The following is a 19588-nucleotide window of genomic DNA, read 5'->3' as shown; positions in this document are numbered from 1 at the left end:
GGCCCAGCTGCCCGTTGCTTCCCAGGACGAAACCCGAACTGCGCTCCAGCCCAAGGCCCGCGCCAGCCACCACAGCAACCATCATCCGCCCCTAGATGCGACGATGCGGGCAAGCTGACCCGCTTATGATTCTAGGTCGGCGGGAGCGCGTACTGGTTTAGCTTTAACTTGCCATGACCGGATAAGGGTATCGGCGACGCGCGCTCGCGCTCACCCCAGTTCCCCCAGCCATCCGTCCCAGCGCTGCTTGCTGACGCCGGGGTCGTCGCGGGGCTTGTCCTCCAGGGCGGCGCGGTAGGACGCCAGCGTGGCGCCGTAGGTGTCGGCGAACAGGCGGGCCATCTGGGCGGGGCTGGAAAAGCCCAGGCGCTGGACCAGGGCCGCGTCGTCCGAGGCGGCGGGGCCCTGGGTGTCGAGGGCGCGCCGCAGGGCGTCCAGGCGGATCAGCTGGATGAAGCGGGCCACGCCCCCCTGTTTCTCGAACAGGCGATAGAGCGAAGAGCGCGAGATGCCGGCGCCCGCGGCGATGGCTTCGACCGACAGCGCCTTGTCGGCCAGGCGCGGAATGACGAAGCGGCGCACGGCCTCGCGGCGCGAGAGATCGCGGCGCTGGTCCTCGCGGCCGGCGCGCGCGGCGTCGCCGCCCGCCGATGACAGGATGTCGACGAAGGCCCGGCCCAGGGCCGGCAGCGCGGCCGAGGCCAGGGTGTCGCCGTGGCGGGCCAACGCGGCGAGAAAGTCTGCCAGCACCAGGTTGTGGGGCGAGGCCAGCACCTGTCCGTGAAGCCGCCCCGCCGGCCCCAGGGCCGCCTCGATGACGTCGCGGGCGATGCTGGCGGTCAGGATCAGGGCGTCGTCGTGCTCGGTTCGCATCGGGCGGCGGGTGTCGAGCAGCACGCTCATGCCCGCTTTCAGCAGGCGCGGCGGACCGGGGGCCTGCAGCCGCACCTGGCCTTCCAGCACGTGGGTCAGCACGAAGTGGTCGAAGCCGTCGCCGGCGATCCGCTCGCGGCGGGCATGGACCACGCCCGACAGGCGGCGTTCGAACAGCAGCACCTTGTCCAGTCGCCAGCCGCGCACCCGCGCGAAGAACGGGCCATCGCCGCGGCTGACGTCGGAGCCGCGTGAATAGAGCGTGGCGTAGAGCGCGAAGGCCTCGTCGACCGGATGGTCGTCGCTGGAGAAGCGGAAGCTGTCGGCGGCGGCGCTCGTGGGCATGTCAGGCGTTCGCGGCCTTGAGGGTCTCGCGCGCCAGTCTTCGCCAGGGGCGCGCGCCGAGGGTGGCGGCGAAGGCGGCGAGGGCGGCGGCCAGGGTCGTGACCAGAGCCAGGGCCATGGCCAGGCCGTGCGGGCCGGCGAACAGGCGGTCGCTGACCACGCCGGTCAGCAGCGGTCCGAAGCCGAGGCCGGCGACGGTGACGAAGGCCAGGTACAGGCCGTTCATCGGCGGGCGCAGGGGGGCGGGGCTCAGCGGCTGAAGGCCGGCCAGGGCCGCCAGGGCCGCGCCGCCGCCGCCGGCGGTGATCAGGAACAGGGCCGCCGCCGCGACGGCCGGCGTGCTCGCGCCCGCCAGCAGGGCCGCGCCCAGGACGGCCAGGGCGATGCCGCCGGCCAGGACCAGGGCCGGACCGCCGCCCGCCCGCAGGCGGCGATCCATCAGCCAGCCGGCCGCCAGGTGTCCGCTCGGGGCGGCGACCAGCACCACGGCGCCGGCCAGCAGCGCGCTGGCGGCGGGGGGCAGGCCGCAGGCGCGATTGACGATCGAGGGCGCCCAGGCCGCGGCCGCCTGCACGGCCAGGATCACGCAGCCGGACGCCAGGAAGTGCAGCCCGAGGCCGGCCGGGCGCGCGGCCAGGCGGGCGATCGCGCTTCCCAGGCCCTGGTCGTCGGACGGGCTTGGCCTCAGCCCGCGCAGCCGCCAGGCCAGCAGCGCCACGAGCAGCAGGTTGGGCAGGGTCAGGAGGACGATGGCGGCCCGCCAGGGCGCGTGGCCGAAGGCGCTCAGCAGGCCGCCGGAAAAGGCGCCGAGCGCCAGTCCGCCGGCCAGTAGCGCGCCGCTGCGGCCCATCGAGGATCCCGAGGTGAACATCGACACCCACCGTGACAGCCGCTGGGGCGGCGCGGCGGCGACGATCAGGGCCAATGCCGCGGGTGCGAAGGCGGCCTGGGCGAAGCCGAGCACCAGCCGCGCGGCGAGCAGGCCTTCATAGGTCTGGGCGAAGGCCAGGGCGGCCGTGGCGGCGGTCCACAGGGCGGCGGCGCCGGCCAGCAGCGGGGCGGGCGGCAGGCGGTGGCCGCGATGGCCGGCCAGCAGGGTGGCCGCGACGTAGAGCGCCACGAAGGCGGGGCCCTGCAGCGCGCCAAGCTGGGTGTCGGTCAGGTGGAACTGCGCTTTGAGCGCGGGCGCATAGACGCTGGGAACGGCCCGATCGACGAAGGCCATGAAATGGCCCGCTGCCAGCAACGCCACCCCGGAGACGTCGAGCAGGGGATACTGGTCCGGACGCGACGTCACGCTCTTCAGGCACCAAGCTCAGGTGATCCACACCCCCGCGCGGATCTTTGCCAGTCGTAGTTAACCGAACGCCGGGGGCTGTCCAGCCCTTGGCGGTCCCGGGAATGACAAAACGTTCCAGGTTTGGGACGCGACAGCGTCGGCGGCCCGGTGCTAGCGCTCGCGCAAACGTCCCGTCCGCGCGACGGAGGCGGGTTCTCAGCGCCGCGACGGGTCGTCGATCCCTCGTCCCCGGCGGCGCGATTGGGGGCGGCTCGGCGTCGTCGCGCACTCCACAGGCGGTGGCGGCGTCGAGGCGAACCGTTCCAAGGGCTTCGCCGCATCCTCCAACGCGGCGGGGACGTGAGGGTGGTCAGGATGGCTGGTCGTGGGGGCGATCGCCGCCGGGCCCGTGACCGGCGGCGCGCACGATGCGTCGCCGGTCGCCTCCGCCCGGGCGGGGCTTGTCGGCAGAACGTCGATCGCTGGTCGTTGATATCTGAAATAATCGCCTGGGTTGATCTGGATTTCGCGGGCGAACTACGCGACCATTGCTGCGGCGCCGAAGGCCTGCGCCTCGCGGCGGCCGACGTCCGTGTTCCGATCGTCGGAGGACCATTTTGTCGAGAATTCGACGAAACTCCCCCACTGTGGCGCTGGCGCCACATCCGATTTGCGAAGTCGTGCGTTTGTCGTCATGGAAGCCGCCCCGCGGGGGGCGTCCAGGCTAACTTTATTAGAGGGTTCTCATCATGAAATTCGGGTTGCTGGCTGGCGTCGCAACCGTCGCGCTCTGCGCGGCGTCCGGCGCCTCCGCCCAAAGCGCGTTGAGCGGATGGTATGTGGCCGGCGACGTCGGTTACCACTCGACCGAGGGCGTTGAGACGAGTTCGTCGGTGAACGCCACCGACGGCCGTCCTTACGACTGGACCTTCTCGACGGACGAAGACTGGGCGGCCTTTGCCCGTCTCGGTTATCGCATCTCGCCGAACTGGCGCGTGGAAGGCGAGTACGGCTATCGCGGCGGCGACATCAAGGGCGTGCGCGGCGAGAACGCCTCGCGTCCGCAGCCGATCGGCCTCTGCACCGCCGGCCCGATCCGCACGGTGACCAGCCCGACCTGCGGCGAGCCGAACGGCGAGCTGAAGGCCACCACCCTGATGGCCAACGTCATCTATGACTTCCTGCCCGACTCGTCGTGGCGTCCGTTCCTGGGCGCCGGCGTCGGTACGGCCTGGGTCCACAACAAGGTGTACGGCCAGCTGAGCGGCGTTCCCGCCGGCGGCGCCCGCATCCAGAACACCAGCATCGACGACGTCGATCAGGCGTTCGCCTACCAGGGCCTGCTGGGTCTGGCCTGGGATGTGACCCCGAACTGGTCGATCGACCTGACGGGCCGCTACCTGGTGGCCAAGAACCTCACCTGGGGTTCGGTGACGAGCAATGTCGGCCCGGCCGGCGGCGCCGTGACGGACGTCGGCAAGTTCGAAGGCGACTACAAGGACACGTCGATCACGCTCGGCGTGCGCTACACCTTCGTCTCGCCGCCGCCTCCCCCGCCTCCGCCCCCGCCGCCGCCTCCCCCGCCGCCGCCGCCGCCGCCTCCGCCCCCGCCGCCGCCTCCCCCGCCGCCTCCGCCGGCGTATGAGGCCCGCGAGTTCGTGGTCTACTTCCCGTTCGATCAGTACGTGCTGACGCCGGAAGCCCAGGCCGTGGTGCAGCAGGCCGCCGACTACGCCAAGGGCGGCAACGCGACCAAGATCACGGTCGTGGGCCACACCGACACCTCGGGCTCGCCGAAGTACAACGTCCGCCTGTCGGAACGTCGTGCGAAGGCCGTGGCCGATGGTCTGGTCTCGCTGGGCGTGCCCGGCACGGCCCTGGCGGTCGACTGGAAGGGTGAAACCGCCCCGGCCGTCGCCACCGGCGACGGCGTGAAGGAACCGCTGAACCGTCGTTCGACCATCTCGATCAACTTCTAAGATCGAGGTCGGACGGAGGCTCTAGGCTTCCCGACGAATGCGAAGGCCCCGGAGGAAACTCCGGGGCCTTTTGCTTTGTGCGGCGGGTCTCCCCTCCCCCATCAAGGGGAGGGCTATCTGTGGGGCTCAACCAGCGCCGCCAGGTCGCGGGGCAGGGGCGAAGGCGCCGCCAGCATCAGCGCGACCACGTGTTCGGCCAGCAGCGGCGCGGTGGCGAAGCCTCGTCCGCCCAGGCCGCCCAGCACGTAGAGGCCCGCCGGCGCCCCCGGAACCGGGCCGGCCAGGGGCAGGTGGTCGGCGGTCGTGGCGCGCACGGCCGCGCGGCCGTCCAGCGGCATGTCGGCCAGCCGCGCGGCGAGTTCCGGCCGACCCTTGGCCAGGGCGGCCCGGTTGCGGTCGTGGTCGGCGTCGCGCAGGTCGCTGGCCGTCTCGCCCCGGTCGTGGGTGGCGCCGAACAGCACGCCGCCGTCCGGCGTGGGAACCGCATAGCCGCCGAAGGCCGCGGGCGTTACGGAAAGGTCGGTCGGGCCGGTCCAGCTGGTCTGGCCGCGCACCGGGCGGATCGGCGCCTGCGGCCACAGGCGGGCCAGATCGGCGCCGGCCGCCAGGACGACGGCGTCGGCGGTCGCCAGCAGCGCCCCGTCCGCGCCGAACAGGCGCCAGCCGCCTTCGACCTTCTCCAGGCGGGCAACCTCGGCGGCGGTCGCCTCGCCGCGCCAGGCGGCCAGGACGGCGGCGGGATCGACCACGCGGGCCAGGTTCATGCGCAGCGCGCCGGCCGCCGGCTCGCCCAGGGCCGCGCCGGCTTCGTCGGCGTCGAGGACGATCATCTCACCGGGCGCGAACAGGTCCTGTTCGGCCACGGCGGCGAAGCGGTCGGGGTCGCGTGGACCGGTCGCCAGGCGCAGCACGCCGCGCGCCAGCACCGCGTCCGGCAGGGCGTCGTAGAGGGCGGCTGCGCGGGCCAGGGCCTGGGCGGGCAGGGCCGCGCGCGGCCCGCCGCCGGCGTCGAGCGCGGGCGTGACCAGGGCGGCGGGATTGCCCGAGGCCTTGGCCTGGTCGGCGTCGAACACCGTGACCGCCAGGCCCTCGGCGCGGGCGGCGCGCGCCAGCGAAGCGGCGGCGATCCCGCCGCCGATGATCGCCAGGCTCTTCGGGCGCGGGGGCGTCGCGACGTCGCCGGGGAAGGTCGCCTCCAGCCGCTCGCGCTTGCGGCCGAAGCCCGGGCGCTTTTCCCAGGAAAAGCCTGCGGCGGCCAGGCCCCGGCGCACGGCTCCGGCGACCGTGAAGGTGGCGGCGCGGCCGCCGGGCGCGGTGCGGGCGGCGACGGCGGCGAGGATCTCCTCGCTCCACATGGCCGGATTGAGAGCCGGCGAAAAGCCGTCCAGGAACCAGGCGTCGGCTTGGCCGCTCCAGGCCGCCAGGGCCTCGGAGACGTCCATGACGGCCAGGTCCAGGGTGGCGTCGAAACCGGGCAGGTCGATGCGGTGAAAGCCCCGCGCCGGGCTCGGCCAATGATCGAGCAGCACCTGGGCGGCCTCGCCCAGCTGCGGCCAGACGGCCAGGGCGCGGGCGGCCTCGTCGCGGGTGATCGGGTGGGCCTCGATCGAGAAGATGTTCAGGCGACCGCCAGCCGGCTTCTCGCGCCGCCAAAGATCCAGCTGGGCGGCGATGTTGAGGCCGGTGCCAAATCCCAGTTCCCCGACCACGAAGCGGTCGCGCCCGGTCCAGGCGCCGGGCAGGCCGCAGCCGTCCAGGAACACCGCCCGGGTCTCGGCCAGGCCGTCGGCGCTGGAGAAGTAGACGTCGCCGTACAGCCGCGACTGCGGCAGGCCGTCCTCGCGCCAGACCAGCGGGGATTGGGAAGAGTCGGAAGTCATGGCGCCATCATAGAAGAAGGGCCGCCCTCGCGGACGGCCCTTCGGGATCTTTCGAAGGATCGAAAGGCCTTAGTGGCCTTCGGTCTTCTTCTCTTCGGCCGGGGCGGCGGCGGGGGCGGTCCCCGGGGCTTCGGCGGCCGAGACGGCGTCCGGCTCGGCGGCGGCGTCGCTGGCGGCCTTGTTGGCGTCGGCCATGGCCTGGCCCTCGGCGCCGGCGGCGTCGGCGGCGGTCACTTCGCTGGCGCCGGCGGCGGCCGCGGCGGCGGCCTTGTCGTCGGCGGCGGGAGCCTCGTCCTTCTTGCCGCAGGCGGCCAGCGACAGGGCGGTCATGGCCGCGCCGGCGATGAGGATCTTGCGGAGGACTTGGGTGGTCATCGGGGGCATCCCTTGCGACTGGCCTTGCGGCCTGAAATGGCGACGGCCCGGCGTCGAGGCCGGGCCGCACCAAGGCAAGGAACCGCTTTTCACGCGCCGTTGCAAGCCAAAGATCACGGCGGCGTGATCATGACGTGTACGGATCGGGCGCGAGGATCAGGCCTCGTTCGGGATCTGGGTCAGCGCCTCTTCCAGCTCGATGAAGCTGGGCTGGTGGACGCTGGGAACGTTGCCGCGGCCGATCTCGACGCTGATCTGGGCGGCGTTGCCGTGCAGGTGGGCCACGAGGACCGCCTGGATGATCTTGTAGAAGGCGCCGTCCTCGTTGACGACGGCCTGCAGGCGGGCGGCCATCGGGCCGACCAGGCCATAGGCCATGAACACGCCCAGGAAGGTGCCGACCAGGGCGCCGCCGATCATGCCGCCGAGCACGGCCGGCGGCTCGGTGATCGAGCCCATGGTCTTGATGACGCCCAGCACGGCGGCGACGATGCCGAGGGCCGGCAGGGCGTCGGCCATCGACTGCAGGGCGTGGGCCGGCTCGAGCGCCTCGTGGTGGTGCTTTTCGAGCTGCTTTTCCATCGCGTCCTCGACCTGGTGGGGATCCTCCAGGTTCATGGTCATCATCCGCAGGGTGTCGCAGATGAAGTCGACGGCGAAGTGGTCCTTCGAAATCTTGGGGTAGCGCGAGAAGATCGAGCTCTCGTGCGGCTTTTCGATGTGGCTTTCCAGGGCGATGACGCCCTTGGACTTCATCGTCTTGGTCAGCAGGAACAGCAGCGACAGCAGGTCCCGATAGTCGCTGGCCTTCCACTTGGGGCCGGCGAAGATCTTGCCGAAACCGCCGGCCGTGGCCTTGATGACCGTCATCGAGTTGGAGATCAGGAAGGCGGCGATGCCCGCCCCCAGGATGGCCATCAGTTCGTGCGGCGCGGCGTGAAGGATCACGTCCATCTTGCCGCCGCCCATCAGGTAGCTGCCGAACACGAGTGCGAAGAGCAGCACGATGCCGATGATCTGGAACATGACGTCAGGGAGCCCCGGGGATTTCAGCCGGCATCATCGCCGTTAATGCTTAATCCAAGGTATCGGGCCGGGCCTGCGAATCCGCGACCGGATGGCGCGGCGCCGCGCGGATGAAAGCGGGGCCTTCCCCTGGGCGCAAACCCCCTCTAACGTTTGTTCGATGTCTGCCGCCGCTCAAGATCAACAGGTCAACCGGCGGGCCTTCGCCATCCTGTTCGGGGTGTCGGCGGCCACGGCGCTGGGCAATACGGGCATGCTGTCGGTGCTGCCCGCCATCGGCCGCCAGATCGGCATCCCCGACGCCATGGTGGCGGCGATCTTCTCGCTGTCGGCCCTGCTGTGGGCGATCTCCTCGCCGTTCTGGGCCAAGCGGTCGGACGTGCGGGGGCGAAAGCCGTTGATCCTGCTGGGCCTGGGCGGGTTCTGCGTGTCGATGACCCTGTGCGCCTTCGTGGTCAGCGCGGGGCTGCACCAGCTCATGCCGCCGATGGTGGTGTTCGTGCTGTTCCTGCTGGCGCGGGCGCTGTTTGGCCTGTTCGGCTCGGCCGCCAATCCGGCCACCCAGGCCTATCTGGCCGACCGGACGAAACGGGAAGAACGCACGCAGGCCATGGCCACCCTGGCCGGCGCCTTCGGCCTGGGCACGGTGGTCGGGCCGCTGCTGGCGCCGCTGTTCGTGCTGCCGGTGGTGGGGCTGGCCGGACCGATGTTCGCTTTCGCCGGCCTGGCGGCGGTGATGATGTGGATCGTCAAGCGCGGCCTGGACGAGACCACGCCCCCCGTCACGGCCGGCGAGCCGCAGCCGCGCGCGCGCCTGGCCTTTCCGTCGCTGCGGCGGGGCGACAGCCTGTGGCGCGACCCCCGCCTGGCCCCCTTCCTGCTGTTCGGCTTCCTGGTGGCCACCTGCCAGACGGCACAGACCCAGACCCTGGGCTTCTTGATCATCGACAAGCTGGGCGTCGCGCCGGTCAAGGCCCAGGGCTTCATCACCCTGGCCATGGCGGCGGGAGCGGTGGCCGGCCTGCTGGCCCAATGGGGCCTGATCCGGATGTTCTCGATGGGCCCGCGCGAGCTGATGCGCTGGGGCGTGGCGGTGGCGGCGCTGGGCAACGTGGTCGTCGCCTTCGCGCCGGACTATGCGGCGGTCGCCATCGGCTACGCGGTCTCGTCCCTGGGCTACGGCTTCGCGCGGCCGGGCTTCACGGCCGGCGCCTCGCTGTCGGTCGACGCCAAGGACCAGGCCGGCGCGGCCGGGGCCATCGCCGCCATCAACGGCCTCAACGTCGTGGTCGCCCCGCTGTTCGTGCTGCTCTACGAGGCCGTGCGCTGGGCGCCGTTCGTGCTCAACGCCCTGATCCTGGCGGCCATGCTGGTCTATGCTCTGCGCCAGGCCGTGCTGCGCAAGGTCAGCGACGCCGACGCCGCCGACGAGGCGACCATCGCGGGGCTCGAGCGCGGCGACGAGGGCGGGGTGTGATCATGGATGTTCGGCGGGCGCTCGGACTGATCGTCGCGCTGTCGGCGGCGACCGCCGGCCCGGCCCTCGCCCAGGACGGCCGTTTCGACGTCGGCGGCGGGCGGATGATCCGGCTGGACTGCCAGGGCCAGGGCGCGCCGACCGTGGTCGTCGACGCCGGCATGGGAAGTGCGTCGGTCGAGGATGAGGCCTGGCGCCGCATCGCCGCCCGGGTCTCGGAGGCGACCAGGATCTGCCTGTCCGACCGCGCCGGCCTTGGCGCCAGCGATCCGGCGCCAAGGGGCGGGCCACGCACCAGCGCCGACGCGGCCGCCGACCTCGATGCGGCGCTGCGCGCGGCCGGGGTCGCGCCACCGTACCTGCTGGCCGGGCACTCGATCGGCGGCCTGCACGCCCAGGTCTTCGCCGCCCGCTATCCGGAGCGGACGGCCGGTCTGGTGCTGGTCTCCTCGACCCATCCCGATCAGATGACGGCGTGGCTGGCGACGCTGCCGGCCGCGACGCCCGGCGAACCCAGGTCGATCACCGACGCCCGAGGCTTTCTCACGCAGATGCCGCGCGATCCCAGCCTCAATCCCGAAAACCTCGACTTCGCCGCCAGCAGCGCCCAGGCGCGGGCGTTGCAATCGCTCGGCGACAAGCCGGTGGTGGTGGCCACCCACAGTCCGAAATGGCGGATGGTTCCGGAGCTGGGCGAGCCCCTGGCGGTCGAACTGGAGGCGGTGACCCAGGATCTGCAGAAGCGGTTCCTGTCGCTGTCGTCCCGCTCGACCCAGACCATCGCGCCAACGGCGGGCCACGGCCTGCCGCATGAGGACCCCGGCTTCGTGGTCGAGGCGATCCTGGCGGGCGTCCGGGCAGTGCGGGAAGGGCGGTAGGCGTCAGTGGGAAGTCGGGATATACTGAATGTATATCCCGGAGTCCGCCATGGTCCGAACGACCCTTTTTCAGTCCAACCGATCCCAGGCGGTCCGCCTGCCGAAGGATGTGGCCTTTCCCGAAGGAGTGCGCTCGGTGACGGTGCTGCGCGAGGGAAAGCGGCGCGTGATCGTGCCCGCGGACGCAGCTTGGGATGATTTCTTTGTCGGGCCGAGCATTGATCTCGGAGAACGCGACCAGCCCGCACCGCAGAAGCGTGAAAGCTTCTGATGCTGCGCTACATGCTCGACACGAACCTGTGCATCCACGTGCTCAGGGATCGGCCGGTGGGCCTGCGCGATCGCTTCAACCTGAATGCCGACGCCCTGTGCATCTCGACGATCGTCCTGACCGAGCTGTTGCATGGCGCAGCCAAGTCCGCGCGGCCGGAGCATCATCGGAATGCCGTGGAGCAGTTCGCGGCGCGCCTGGAGGTCTTGTCCTTCGACGCATCCGCGGCGGATCACGCCGCGGACATCCGGGCCGTGCTGGAACGATCAGGGCGATCGATAGGCGGCTACGATCTGCTGATCGCAGGGCATGCGCGCTCCCGGGGGCTGGTGGTGGTCACCGGCGACCTCGGAGAGTTCGAACGGGTCGAGGGCCTGCGCTGCGAAGATTGGCTGGCGGGCGGGGTCTAACCCCGCCCGTCCGTCCTCAGCCCTTGCGCACGATCCGCGCGGCGGCGGCGTGGAAGGCCGCGTCGCTCTCGGCGAGATCGGCCACCGCGCCGTGGCGGTCGGCGGCGACGCTCATGTTGGTGGCCACGTAGGACTTCGACACCCGGCGGGCCTCTTCGCCGCGCAGGGCGGCGTTGGCGGCGGCGGTCTCGTGCCACTCGGCCAGTTCGGCGGCGGTCAGCGGATGATCTTCCGGCGCTTCGGGGTGGTGCACCACGTCGCCGAAGCCGATGGCCACGAAGCCGTGGATGACGCCGTAGTCTTCTTCCGACAGCAGGAAGGTGATCTGACGCTCTTCGACCTGGCCGGTATAGACGTCCTGTTCGGGATCGAACTCGCGCAGCACCAGCACGTCGCCGACCTTGAATTCGCGGTCGTTGCGGCGGATCTCGAAGCGCTTCTTGCCCGAGCGCACGGCGGCGAAATACTGCGGCCAGGTCTTCAGTTCGTGACGGGTCATGGGAAGTCTTTGAATTGGGGCGGCAAGACGCCGGAAAAATCGGAGGCGAGGCTCTTAGAGCGCGTCGGCGGCGAGGAAAAGGCCGTTTGTGACGGCTTGGCGACGCTCTCGATACGAAAAGGCCGCCGCGACAGTGTCGCGACGGCCGTTCTCTTAGCAGGTTGGAGGCTGTTACGCCTCGACCATGTTCTTGGCGACGGCCGCCTCGCGCATGGACTTCTGCAGCTTTTCGAAGGCGCGCACCTCGATCTGGCGGACCCGTTCGCGGCTGACGCCGTACTGGGCGGCCAGGTCTTCGAGCGTGGTCGGGTCGTCCTTCAGGCGGCGCTCGGTCAGGATGTGCCGCTCGCGGTCGGTCAGCTCGACCATGGCCTCCTCCAGGAGGGTCATGCGCAGCGACTTTTCCTCGTTCTCGGCGACGATGGTCTCCTGCGAGACCTGCTCGTCGTCGGCCAGCCAGTCCTGCCACTCGCTTTCGCCGTCGGCGCGCAGCGGCGCGTTCAGCGAGGCGTCGGGGCCCGACAGGCGGCGGTTCATCGAGATGACCTCGCTGTCCAGCACGCCCAGCTTGGTGGCGATGGCGCTGACCTGTTCGGGGCGCAGGTCGCCGTCCTCGAAGGCGCTGATCTGGCTCTTGGCCTTGCGCAGGTTGAAGAACAGCTTCTTCTGCGCGGCCGTCGTGCCCATCTTCACCAGCGACCACGAGCGCAGGATGTATTCCTGGATCGAGGCGCGGATCCACCACATGGCGTAGGTGGCCAGGCGGAAGCCCTTCTCGGGCTCGAACTTCTTGACCGCCTGCATCAGGCCGACATTGCCTTCGGAGATCACTTCGCCGATCGGCAGGCCGTAGCCGCGATAGCCCATGGCGATCTTGGCCACGAGGCGCAGGTGGCTGGTGACCATCTTGTGCGCGGCGTCGCTGTCCTGATGCTCTTTCCAGCGCTGGGCGAGCATGAACTCCTCGTCCTTCGCCAGCATCGGGAACTTGCGGATTTCGGTCAGGTAGCGCGACAGGCCGCCGTCCGGCGACATCACCGACAAGGAATTCACAGCCATGAGTTCAACATCCCCTGGACTGGGCGCCAACCTGGCGTCCGGAGCCCACTTTCGAATGGGTGAGATAGGTACGGGTTGCGGCGAAGGTAAGAGCGATAACGCATTTGTAATGTCCGACACCCTGGCTCAGGTATTGGACATTTCGATGGCGGAATGAACGTTCATTCTCAAAAAAATGAACGATCATTCTCAAAATTGCAAGCGGGTTCGAAAGGAGCGATCGGAGTCGGGGCTTCGATCTCCGGCCTTGTGGAACAAAGCGTTCGGCGCTAGCGATCCCTTGTGGCAATTACAGGTTGCGCCGGTCGGTGCGGCTCAAGAGGGGGCGACATGAAGGGCTGGTTCGACTTCAAGGGCCGCGGCGACCGGGTCGACTTCCTCCGCACGGCGTGGCTGGTGATCCCGGGTCTTGGCCTGTTCGGAGCGCCCCTGACCATGATGGGGATGGGCGGCGGCCAGCAGGCCGCGCTTCTGGTTTTCGACACCGTCGCCATCGGCATGGGCGTGGTCGCCGTCGCGGTCGCCCTGGCGGGCGCGTGCCGTCGCCTGCACGACCTCGATCTTTCGGCCTGGTGGCTGCTGCTCGGGGTGCTGGTCCCGTTCGTCGGCCTGGTCGGTCTGGTGGTGCTGGCCATGGTTCCAGGCCAGACGCGTTCCAACGGCTATGGTCCGGAGCCGGCGATCGCCGGCTGACCTCACCCCGCCGGCGCGTCCAGTTCGGCCCGCACGCCGGGACTGTTGTCGTGATAGGCCAGGGTTCCGGCCAGCTGCCGGACCATGGCGTCCATCATCTTGCTGCCGAAGCCGACGCGGGGGCCCTGCTTGCCGCCGCCCTGGTCGGCGACCGAGATGCGCACCCGGCCGCCCTGTTCGGTGAGGCCGATGTCGACCCGGCCCGGCCGGCCGCCATAGGCGTACTTCACCGCATTGATCACCAGTTCGGTGACCACCAGGCCGATGGTCACGGCCTTGTCGGTCGAGACGGTGGCCGGGGCGGCGTCGACGCGGATCATCCGCGCCCATTCCTGGCCCAGGGACTCCACCAGCTCCTCGGCCAGTTCCACCAGGTAGCGGTCGAGCGACACGGTCTCCAGCTGGTCGCCGCGATAGAGCCGGCGGTGCACCAGGCCCACGGCGGTTAGGCGGCGGCTGGCCTCCTCCAGCGGCGCGCGGGCGGCCGGATCCTCGATGGCCTTCATCTGGATGGTCAGGAAGCCGGCGGCCAGGGCCAGGCTGTTCTGCACCCGGTGGTTCACCTCGCGGAGAAGAAAATCCTTCTGCCGCAGCAGGTCGTCCTTGTCGTCGAGCGTGGCGCGCAGCTGGCTGTTCAGCTCGGCCGTGCGACGGGCGCGACGCAGATCCAGGAGGTCCTGGCGCAGCCGCAGGGCGGCTTCGGTCTGCGAACTGCTCCAGGGGCGCGAGCGGCCGCGCACGGTCTCGGTCCAGGCGTCGAACGAGGCGCGAGGCGTCAGGGCCCCGTCGCCGCCGGCCGCCTTGGCGGTGCGGTAGGGATCGCCGGCCCAGCGCACGACCTCGACCTCCTCGGCGCGGGTCCACAGCACGGCCAGCAGCGGCGCGCGCTCGATCACCACCCCCATCAGGCCCGAGGCCCAGCTCTTGAAGGCGCCGGCGCCGGGAAACACCGTCTCGCTGCGGTCGGTGGCGATCACCCCGCCGGCGTCGACGTCCAGCAGCCAGTCGCGCAGCATGGCCAGGGCCGTGTGCGGCGGGGTCTTGCCGGCCGTCTCGATGCGGTCGTCGCGGAACACCGCCACGCCGTCGGCCTCGCCCAGGGCGACCAGGTCGGCGGCGTGTTCCTCCAGCGCCTGGTCGCCGACGTCGGACTGGGCCAGCACGGCGGCCAGGTCGTCGCCCAGGGCGCGCAGCCGCAGCTTCTCGCGCCAGGTCTCGGCCTCTTCCTTGGCCTTGATCTGGCGAGCCAGGCCCCCGGCCAGGGCGCGGCAGGCGGCGCGGATCTCGTAGGGCAGCAGGCGTGGGCTGTCGTGGTGGCAGGCCACCAGGCCCCACAGGCGGCCGTCCTTGACGATCGACACCGAGGCCGAGGCGGCCACGCCCATGTTGCGCATGTACTGCATGTGCACCGGTGAGACGCTGCGCAGGGCAAGATCGCTCATGTCGAGCGGCGTTTCCGGCGCGGGCTCCAGCGGGGCGGGCGCGTAGGCGCAGTCGGGGATCACCCGCACCAGGTTGCGCACATAGAGCGCGCGGGCCTGCCTGGGGATGTCCGAGCCGGGGAAGCGGTGGTTGAGGAAGCTCTTGAGGTGATGGGCGCGGTCCTCGCCGACCACCTCGCCGGCGTCGTCGTCGCCGAAGCGGTAGATCATCACCCGGTCGAAGCCGGTCAGGCGGCGAAACTCCAGCGCCGCGCGGTCGTACAGCGTCTTCAGGCCCGGGCAGCGCTCGAAGGCGGCGGCGGCGGCCTCCAGGTGAGCCAGGATCTGCGAGCCGGCCATCGGCCGCTCCAGGCCCGGTTCGATCTCCAGCAGCACCAGGTCGCCCTGCACCGTGGCGCTGAGGTCGAGGTTGCGGCCGCCGCGATGCAGCACGCCGATGAAGCCGCCGGCCGGGCGGGAATTGGAGATGGCGGCCGCCTGCGCGGCCAGTTCGTCGCCGACCAGGGCGCCCATCGACCGGCCGAGCCAGGCGTCGACCTCAAGCAGCCCGGCGACGTCGCCGGCCGCCATGCGCACGGTCAGGCTGTCGCGGTCGAGGGCCAGCAGCACGCCGTGCGGCTGGATCGCGCCGGGGATGTGGATCTGTTCGCGGTCGCAGGCCTGTATCTGTTCAGGTGTCGGCGCGGCGGTCATGCCGTGGGCAGGTCCGATACGTTGACGCGCGAAAGGGAAGCTGTGGTCACGGCGGCGGCTCCATGCGGCCTAGGCCGTTGCTGAACAGTACGCGTCATTGAACAGGCTCACCGTCGTCTTGTCGACATTTCGCATGCTGGGACGCGAACGGGGCTTGTCTGCATCTTTCGCGGGCGTCAGGGTCGGCGCCGACTTCGGGGAGCTTCCAGATGACTGGCTTTCTCTTGCGCGCGCTGTTCGCGGGTCTTGGCCTGTGGCTGGCCTCGCGCATCGTGCCCGGCATCCATGCCGCCGGCTGGCAGACGATCGCCATCGCCGCCCTGCTGCTGGGGCTGGTGAACGCGGTGGTGCGCCCGGTCGTGGTGTTGCTGACCCTGCCGATCACCCTGCTGACGCTGGGGCTGTTCCTGCTGGTGGTGAACGCGGCGATGCTGGGCCTGGTGGCCTACATCCTGCCGGGTCTGGCGGTCAGCGGCTTCTGGGCCGGGATCCTCGGGACGATCGTGATCGGCGTCGTCAGCTGGTTTGGTCATCTGCTGCTGGGCGAAGGCTCCCAGCGCGACTAGCTGGCGGCGACCTCGATCCGCACGCGCACCCGGCCGTCTTCGCCGCGGACAGCCTGGCCGCCGTTCGAGAGACCCTTGCCGGCGCGGCGGGCCGCGACCTTTTCCTTCATGCCCTCGGGCCAGCGCGAGACGTGGGCCAGGCGCACCTTGCGCGGCACGCGAGCGGCGGCCTTCAGCGGCAGGTCGTCGGCGCTGGCGAAGGTCTTGTCCAGGAAGTGGGCGGGATTGAGCGGCCGGCCCTTGCGGCTGATCTCGAAATGCAGGTGCGAGCCGGTCGAGCGGCCGCTGTCGCCGACGACGGCGATCGGCGTGCCGCGCTTGACGTAGACGCCCTTCTTCATGCCGAGGTTGCGGCCCAGGTGGGCATAGAGCGTGGAGAAGCCGTCCTTGTGCCGGACCTCGACGAAGCGGCCATAGCCAGGGTCGGTCCCGGTGCGGGCGACGATGCCGTCGGCGGCGACCTTCACCGCCGTGCCGGAGGGGGCGGCGATGTCGACGCCCTCGTGCAGGCGGCCGCCTTCCTCCCATGGCAGTTGGCGCAGGCCGAAGGGCGAGGCGATCTCGCGGCCGGGCAGGGGGGCGTCGAAGGCGTAGGCGGGCGGAGGCGGCGGGGCCGGCTGCGGCGTCGCGGGCGAGGCGGCCATTGGCTCGGCGATCGGCGCCGGCGCGATCAGGTCGGCCAGGGCGCGGGCGGCCGGCACGGACGCGGCGGCGAGCGCCACGGCGAAGCCGAGCGTTAGCGCCATGGCGTAGTTGCGAGCGTACGGGGCCGGAGTGTCTGGCGCCAAGGAGCGGAACCTCGTGGGTCGGTCGGATGCTGGGGCGCCTCGTGGCGCAGCCCCGGCATAGGGTGTTGGGCCTGCCGGTCGGCAGGCTGCGCGACCGGCGACGTCCTTACAGACTTGGCCTTTCGCGATCGTGAACGCGGCTCTTTGCCAGACCGATCGGGCGGAAAGGCGGCAGCTGCACCGTGGCGTCGTCGAGAGCTCGGCTTTGCGATGTCGCGAATTTGTCAAACATTACGCGAATTTTAGAATATTAAATGCAAGCAATACTATGAATATGGAGTCATGAACGACACTTAACGGGACTCTTCAAGTATCATTCAGTACACCTTTGTTCATGGAGGCGCGGCGGACGCGCCCGGGAACAGAGGGAAGACCCAGATGCGCAAGTTCATGATCAGCCTCACCACGATCGCGACCCTGACCCTGGCGGCGGTGCCGCTGATCGGCATCACCCAGGCCGCCCACGCCGGCGAGCGCCAGGTGACCGTGCGGGTCGGCGACCTGAACCTGGCCGACCCGGCCGACGCCGCCGAGTTCGACGCCCGCGCCACCGACGCCACCAAGCGCTTCTGCCGCGCCCGCGCCATGAAGGAACGCCTGGACCTGCTGTCGCGCCGCGCCTGCTCGCTCGAGGTTCGCGCCGAGATCAACGACAAGCTCTCGGTCAAGCAGCGCAAGGCCCTGGCCTCGGCCGGCCGCGCGACCCCGGTGGCGGTGGCGGCTTTCTGAAGCGCCATCCATGCCGATCGATCCGCCGCGGAGGCCCCGGTGAAAACCGGGGCCTTTGCTTTTGGATCCTCTCCCTGTGGGAGAGGCGCCGGCAAAGTCGACGGAGAGGGGAGCGGCTGAAGGGGTTCAGCGTCCTGGAAGCTAGAAGGAACGAAAAAGCCCCGGCCTTGCGACCGGGGCTTTCGTTCGTCGGGAGCGTGGCGGGCTCAGAGGCCCTTGACGATGCCTTCGACCATCTTCTTGGCGTCGGCGAACAGCATCATCGTGTTGTCCTTGAAGAACAGCTCGTTCTCCACGCCGGCATAGCCCGAGGACATGCCGCGCTTGACGAAGAGGACGGTGCGGGCCTTCTCGACGTCCAGGATCGGCATGCCGAAGATGGCGCTGGTCGGGTCGGTCTTGGCGGCCGGGTTGGTGACGTCGTTGGCGCCGATCACGAAGGCGACATCCGCCGTCGAGAATTCCGAGTTGATGTCCTCCAGCTCGAACACCTCGTCGTAGGGGACGTTCGCTTCCGCCAGCAGCACGTTCATGTGGCCCGGCATGCGGCCGGCGACGGGGTGGATGGCGTACTTCACCTCCACGCCCTCTTCCTTCAGCTTGTCGGCCATTTCGCGCAGGGCGTGCTGGGCCTGGGAGACGGCCATGCCGTAGCCCGGGACGATGATCACCTTGCTGGCGTTCTTCATGATGAAGGCCGCGTCGTCGGCCGAGCCCTGTTTGACGGGGCGCGTCTCGACCTTGCCGCCGGCGCCGGCCGCCGCGGCGTCGGCGCCGAAGCCGCCCAGGATCACCGAGACGAAACTGCGGTTCATGCCCTTGCACATGATGTAGGACAGGATCGCGCCCGAGCTGCCGACCAGGGCGCCGGTGATGATCAGGGTGGTGTTCTCGAGCGTGAAGCCCAGCGCCGCCGCGGCCCAGCCCGAATAGCTGTTCAGCATCGACACCACGACCGGCATGTCGGCTCCGCCGATCGGGATGATCAGGGTGACGCCGATCAGCAGGGACAGGGCGAAGATGCCCCAGAAGGCCCACTTGGCCTGGCCGCCGGTGACGACCAGCGCCACGATCAGGGCGACGATGGCCAGGGCGATCACGATGTTCAGCAGGTGGCGGGCCGGCAGCAGGATCGGCGCGCCGCCCATGTTGCCGTTCAGCTTGGCGAAGGCGATGACCGAGCCGGTGAAGGTGATGGCGCCGATGGCCAGGCCCAGCGACAGCTCGATCAGGCTGTTGAGGTGGATATGCCCGTCCTCGCCGACGATGCCGTAGGCGGCCGGCGTGTAGATGGCGGCCACGGCCACGAGGCAGGCGGCCATGCCGACCAGCGAGTGGAAGGCGGCCACGAGCTGCGGCATCGAGGTCATCGGCACCTTGCGGGCGATCACCGCGCCCACGCCGCCGCCGACGGCGACGCCGCCGACGATCAGGCCCAGGGTCACGGCGTCCAGCGCGCCCTGGCTCCACAGCGTGGCCAGGGTGGTGACCACGGCGATGGCCATGCCGACCATGCCGTAGGTGTTGCCCTTGCGGCTGGTCTCGGGGCTGGACAGCCCCCGCAGCGCCAGGATGAACAGCACCCCCGAGACGAGATAGAGGATGGCGGCGAGATTGGCGTTCATGTCAGGCCTTGCCCCCTGAGAGCGTTATTATGGTTTGCGGCCGCGCCGCGTTGTTGTCGGTCATCGAGCGAGTCCGGCGTCGGCGTCGTCGCCGCGCCGGAGCGCCTTGAAGAAGCGGAAGGTCGTCACGGCCGAGGTGAGCAGCACGGCCAGCGTGGCCAGGCGCCAGAGGTCGGACTGTTCGCCTTCGCGGGCGTTCCAGGCCTGGGTGGCGATCCCGGCGAGATAGAGTAGAGAAACCACCATTTCGCCGCAGCGCTGGACGAAGGGGCTCTTGCCGCTGGCCCAGAGGGCGAACAGCAGGAAGAAGAACCCCAGCCCGAAGGCGGCGCCCATGAGCGCCGCCGTCAGAAGCGGCGAGGCCTCGCTCATTTGGCCTTGTCCTTCTTCTTGTACATGGCCAGCATCCGCTGGGTGACGAGGAAGCCGCCGAAGATGTTGACCGCCGCGAAGGCCGCGGCGATCGCGCCGGCCCCCTTGGAGATCCACACCGAACCGGCGTCGGGCGCACCCGACGCGCCATGCGCGGCGGCCGCCAGCAAGGCGCCGACGATGATCACCGACGAGATGGCGTTGGTCACGGCCATCAGCGGGGTGTGCAGCGCGGGCGTCACGCTCCAGACCACGTAGTAGCCGACGAAGATGGCGAGCACGAAGATCGCCAGGCGGAACACGGTGGGGTCGACGGCTTCCATGGGAGC

The 19588-nt window shown here is 70.3% G+C and carries 20 protein-coding genes; 8 read left to right on the top strand and 12 right to left on the bottom strand.

What is annotated here, in order from left to right:
• Positions 1 to 210 precede the first annotated feature (210 nt).
• Positions 211 to 1218, bottom strand: coding sequence for a helix-turn-helix domain-containing protein (locus tag DDF62_RS01460; RefSeq protein WP_116487458.1), 1008 nt, complete (start codon positions 1216 to 1218; stop codon positions 211 to 213).
• A gap of 1 nt (position 1219) precedes the next feature.
• On the bottom strand, positions 1220 to 2515 hold the full coding sequence (locus DDF62_RS01455) for an MFS transporter (RefSeq protein WP_116487457.1): 1296 nt from the start codon (positions 2513 to 2515) through the stop codon (positions 1220 to 1222).
• A gap of 731 nt (positions 2516 to 3246) precedes the next feature.
• Between DDF62_RS01455 and DDF62_RS26440 the strand changes: the two genes are divergently transcribed.
• Positions 3247 to 4476, top strand: a complete 1230-nt coding sequence (locus DDF62_RS26440; protein WP_116487456.1) for an OmpA family protein — start codon at positions 3247 to 3249, stop codon at positions 4474 to 4476.
• A gap of 113 nt (positions 4477 to 4589) precedes the next feature.
• Here DDF62_RS26440 and mnmC2 read toward each other — a convergent pair whose 3' ends face one another.
• The 3 genes from mnmC2 to motA all read right to left on the bottom strand — a co-directional run bounded on the left by mnmC2 (position 4590) and on the right by motA (position 7757).
• Positions 4590 to 6356, bottom strand: a complete 1767-nt coding sequence (gene mnmC2, locus DDF62_RS01445; RefSeq protein ID WP_116487455.1) for a tRNA (5-methylaminomethyl-2-thiouridine)(34)-methyltransferase MnmC2 — start codon at positions 6354 to 6356, stop codon at positions 4590 to 4592.
• A gap of 69 nt (positions 6357 to 6425) precedes the next feature.
• Positions 6426 to 6731, bottom strand: a complete 306-nt coding sequence (locus DDF62_RS01440; RefSeq protein WP_116487454.1) for a hypothetical protein — start codon at positions 6729 to 6731, stop codon at positions 6426 to 6428.
• A 156-nt stretch (positions 6732 to 6887) separates the two neighbouring features.
• Entirely contained in the window at positions 6888 to 7757 is an 870-nt protein-coding gene (gene motA, locus DDF62_RS01435) for a flagellar motor stator protein MotA (RefSeq protein ID WP_101717163.1), read from the bottom strand.
• 160 nt (positions 7758 to 7917) lie between these two features.
• On the opposite strand from motA, the gene DDF62_RS01430 reads away from it, so the two are divergent.
• The 4 genes from DDF62_RS01430 to vapC are packed head-to-tail and all read left to right on the top strand — an operon-like array spanning position 7918 to position 10793.
• On the top strand, positions 7918 to 9234 hold the full coding sequence (locus DDF62_RS01430; RefSeq protein WP_116487453.1) for an MFS transporter: 1317 nt from the start codon (positions 7918 to 7920) through the stop codon (positions 9232 to 9234).
• Between the two features lie 2 nt (positions 9235 to 9236).
• A complete protein-coding gene (locus DDF62_RS01425) occupies positions 9237 to 10112 on the top strand; it encodes an alpha/beta fold hydrolase (protein WP_116487452.1) in 876 nt (291 codons plus the stop codon).
• Between the two features lie 49 nt (positions 10113 to 10161).
• Positions 10162 to 10383: a type II toxin-antitoxin system VapB family antitoxin gene (gene vapB / locus DDF62_RS01420; protein ID WP_116487466.1), complete on the top strand. Its 222-nt coding sequence runs from the start codon at positions 10162 to 10164 to the stop codon at positions 10381 to 10383.
• Positions 10383 to 10793: a type II toxin-antitoxin system tRNA(fMet)-specific endonuclease VapC gene (vapC, locus tag DDF62_RS01415; protein ID WP_116487451.1), complete on the top strand. Its 411-nt coding sequence runs from the start codon at positions 10383 to 10385 to the stop codon at positions 10791 to 10793. The genes vapB and vapC overlap by 1 nt, the downstream gene beginning before the upstream one ends.
• 16 nt (positions 10794 to 10809) lie before the next feature.
• Here the strand turns inward: vapC and DDF62_RS01410 are convergent, their stop codons facing one another.
• Entirely contained in the window at positions 10810 to 11292 is a 483-nt protein-coding gene (locus DDF62_RS01410) for an ASCH/PUA domain-containing protein (protein WP_116487450.1), read from the bottom strand.
• A gap of 171 nt (positions 11293 to 11463) precedes the next feature.
• Positions 11464 to 12351, bottom strand: coding sequence for an RNA polymerase sigma factor RpoH (rpoH, locus tag DDF62_RS01405; RefSeq protein ID WP_116487449.1), 888 nt, complete (start codon positions 12349 to 12351; stop codon positions 11464 to 11466).
• A 330-nt stretch (positions 12352 to 12681) separates the two neighbouring features.
• Between rpoH and DDF62_RS01400 the strand changes: the two genes are divergently transcribed.
• Positions 12682 to 13044, top strand: coding sequence for a DUF805 domain-containing protein (locus DDF62_RS01400; RefSeq protein WP_116487448.1), 363 nt, complete (start codon positions 12682 to 12684; stop codon positions 13042 to 13044).
• A gap of 2 nt (positions 13045 to 13046) precedes the next feature.
• Here the strand turns inward: DDF62_RS01400 and DDF62_RS01395 are convergent, their stop codons facing one another.
• Complete coding sequence (locus DDF62_RS01395; protein WP_116487447.1) at positions 13047 to 15179, bottom strand: histidine kinase dimerization/phosphoacceptor domain -containing protein; 2133 nt, start codon at positions 15177 to 15179, stop codon at positions 13047 to 13049.
• 209 nt (positions 15180 to 15388) lie between these two features.
• On the opposite strand from DDF62_RS01395, the gene DDF62_RS01390 reads away from it, so the two are divergent.
• Positions 15389 to 15745 (top strand): phage holin family protein, encoded by a 357-nt coding sequence (locus tag DDF62_RS01390; protein ID WP_116487446.1) that lies wholly within the window; start codon positions 15389 to 15391, stop codon positions 15743 to 15745.
• Here the strand turns inward: DDF62_RS01390 and DDF62_RS01385 are convergent.
• On the bottom strand, positions 15742 to 16491 hold the full coding sequence (locus tag DDF62_RS01385) for a M23 family metallopeptidase (protein ID WP_116487445.1): 750 nt from the start codon (positions 16489 to 16491) through the stop codon (positions 15742 to 15744). The genes DDF62_RS01390 and DDF62_RS01385 overlap by 4 nt on opposite strands.
• A gap of 420 nt (positions 16492 to 16911) precedes the next feature.
• Between DDF62_RS01385 and DDF62_RS01380 the strand changes: the two genes are divergently transcribed.
• On the top strand, positions 16912 to 17262 hold the full coding sequence (locus tag DDF62_RS01380) for a UrcA family protein (protein ID WP_116487444.1): 351 nt from the start codon (positions 16912 to 16914) through the stop codon (positions 17260 to 17262).
• A 206-nt stretch (positions 17263 to 17468) separates the two neighbouring features.
• Here the strand turns inward: DDF62_RS01380 and DDF62_RS01375 are convergent, their stop codons facing one another.
• The 3 genes from DDF62_RS01375 to DDF62_RS01365 are packed head-to-tail and all read right to left on the bottom strand — an operon-like array spanning position 17469 to position 19582.
• Positions 17469 to 18887 (bottom strand): NAD(P)(+) transhydrogenase (Re/Si-specific) subunit beta, encoded by a 1419-nt coding sequence (locus tag DDF62_RS01375; RefSeq protein WP_116487443.1) that lies wholly within the window; start codon positions 18885 to 18887, stop codon positions 17469 to 17471.
• 60 nt (positions 18888 to 18947) lie between these two features.
• Positions 18948 to 19259, bottom strand: coding sequence for a hypothetical protein (locus DDF62_RS01370; protein WP_116487442.1), 312 nt, complete (start codon positions 19257 to 19259; stop codon positions 18948 to 18950).
• On the bottom strand, positions 19256 to 19582 hold the full coding sequence (locus DDF62_RS01365) for a proton-translocating transhydrogenase family protein (RefSeq protein WP_116487441.1): 327 nt from the start codon (positions 19580 to 19582) through the stop codon (positions 19256 to 19258). Before DDF62_RS01365 ends, DDF62_RS01370 begins: the two co-directional genes overlap by 4 nt.
• Positions 19583 to 19588 lie beyond the last annotated feature (6 nt).

Origin of the sequence: Caulobacter radicis (assembly GCF_003094615.1) — a bacterium.
GTDB lineage: Bacteria > Pseudomonadota > Alphaproteobacteria > Caulobacterales > Caulobacteraceae > Caulobacter > Caulobacter radicis.
The sequence above is the reverse complement of the archived record's forward strand: the minus strand, read 5'-3'. Positions and strand labels throughout refer to the sequence as shown.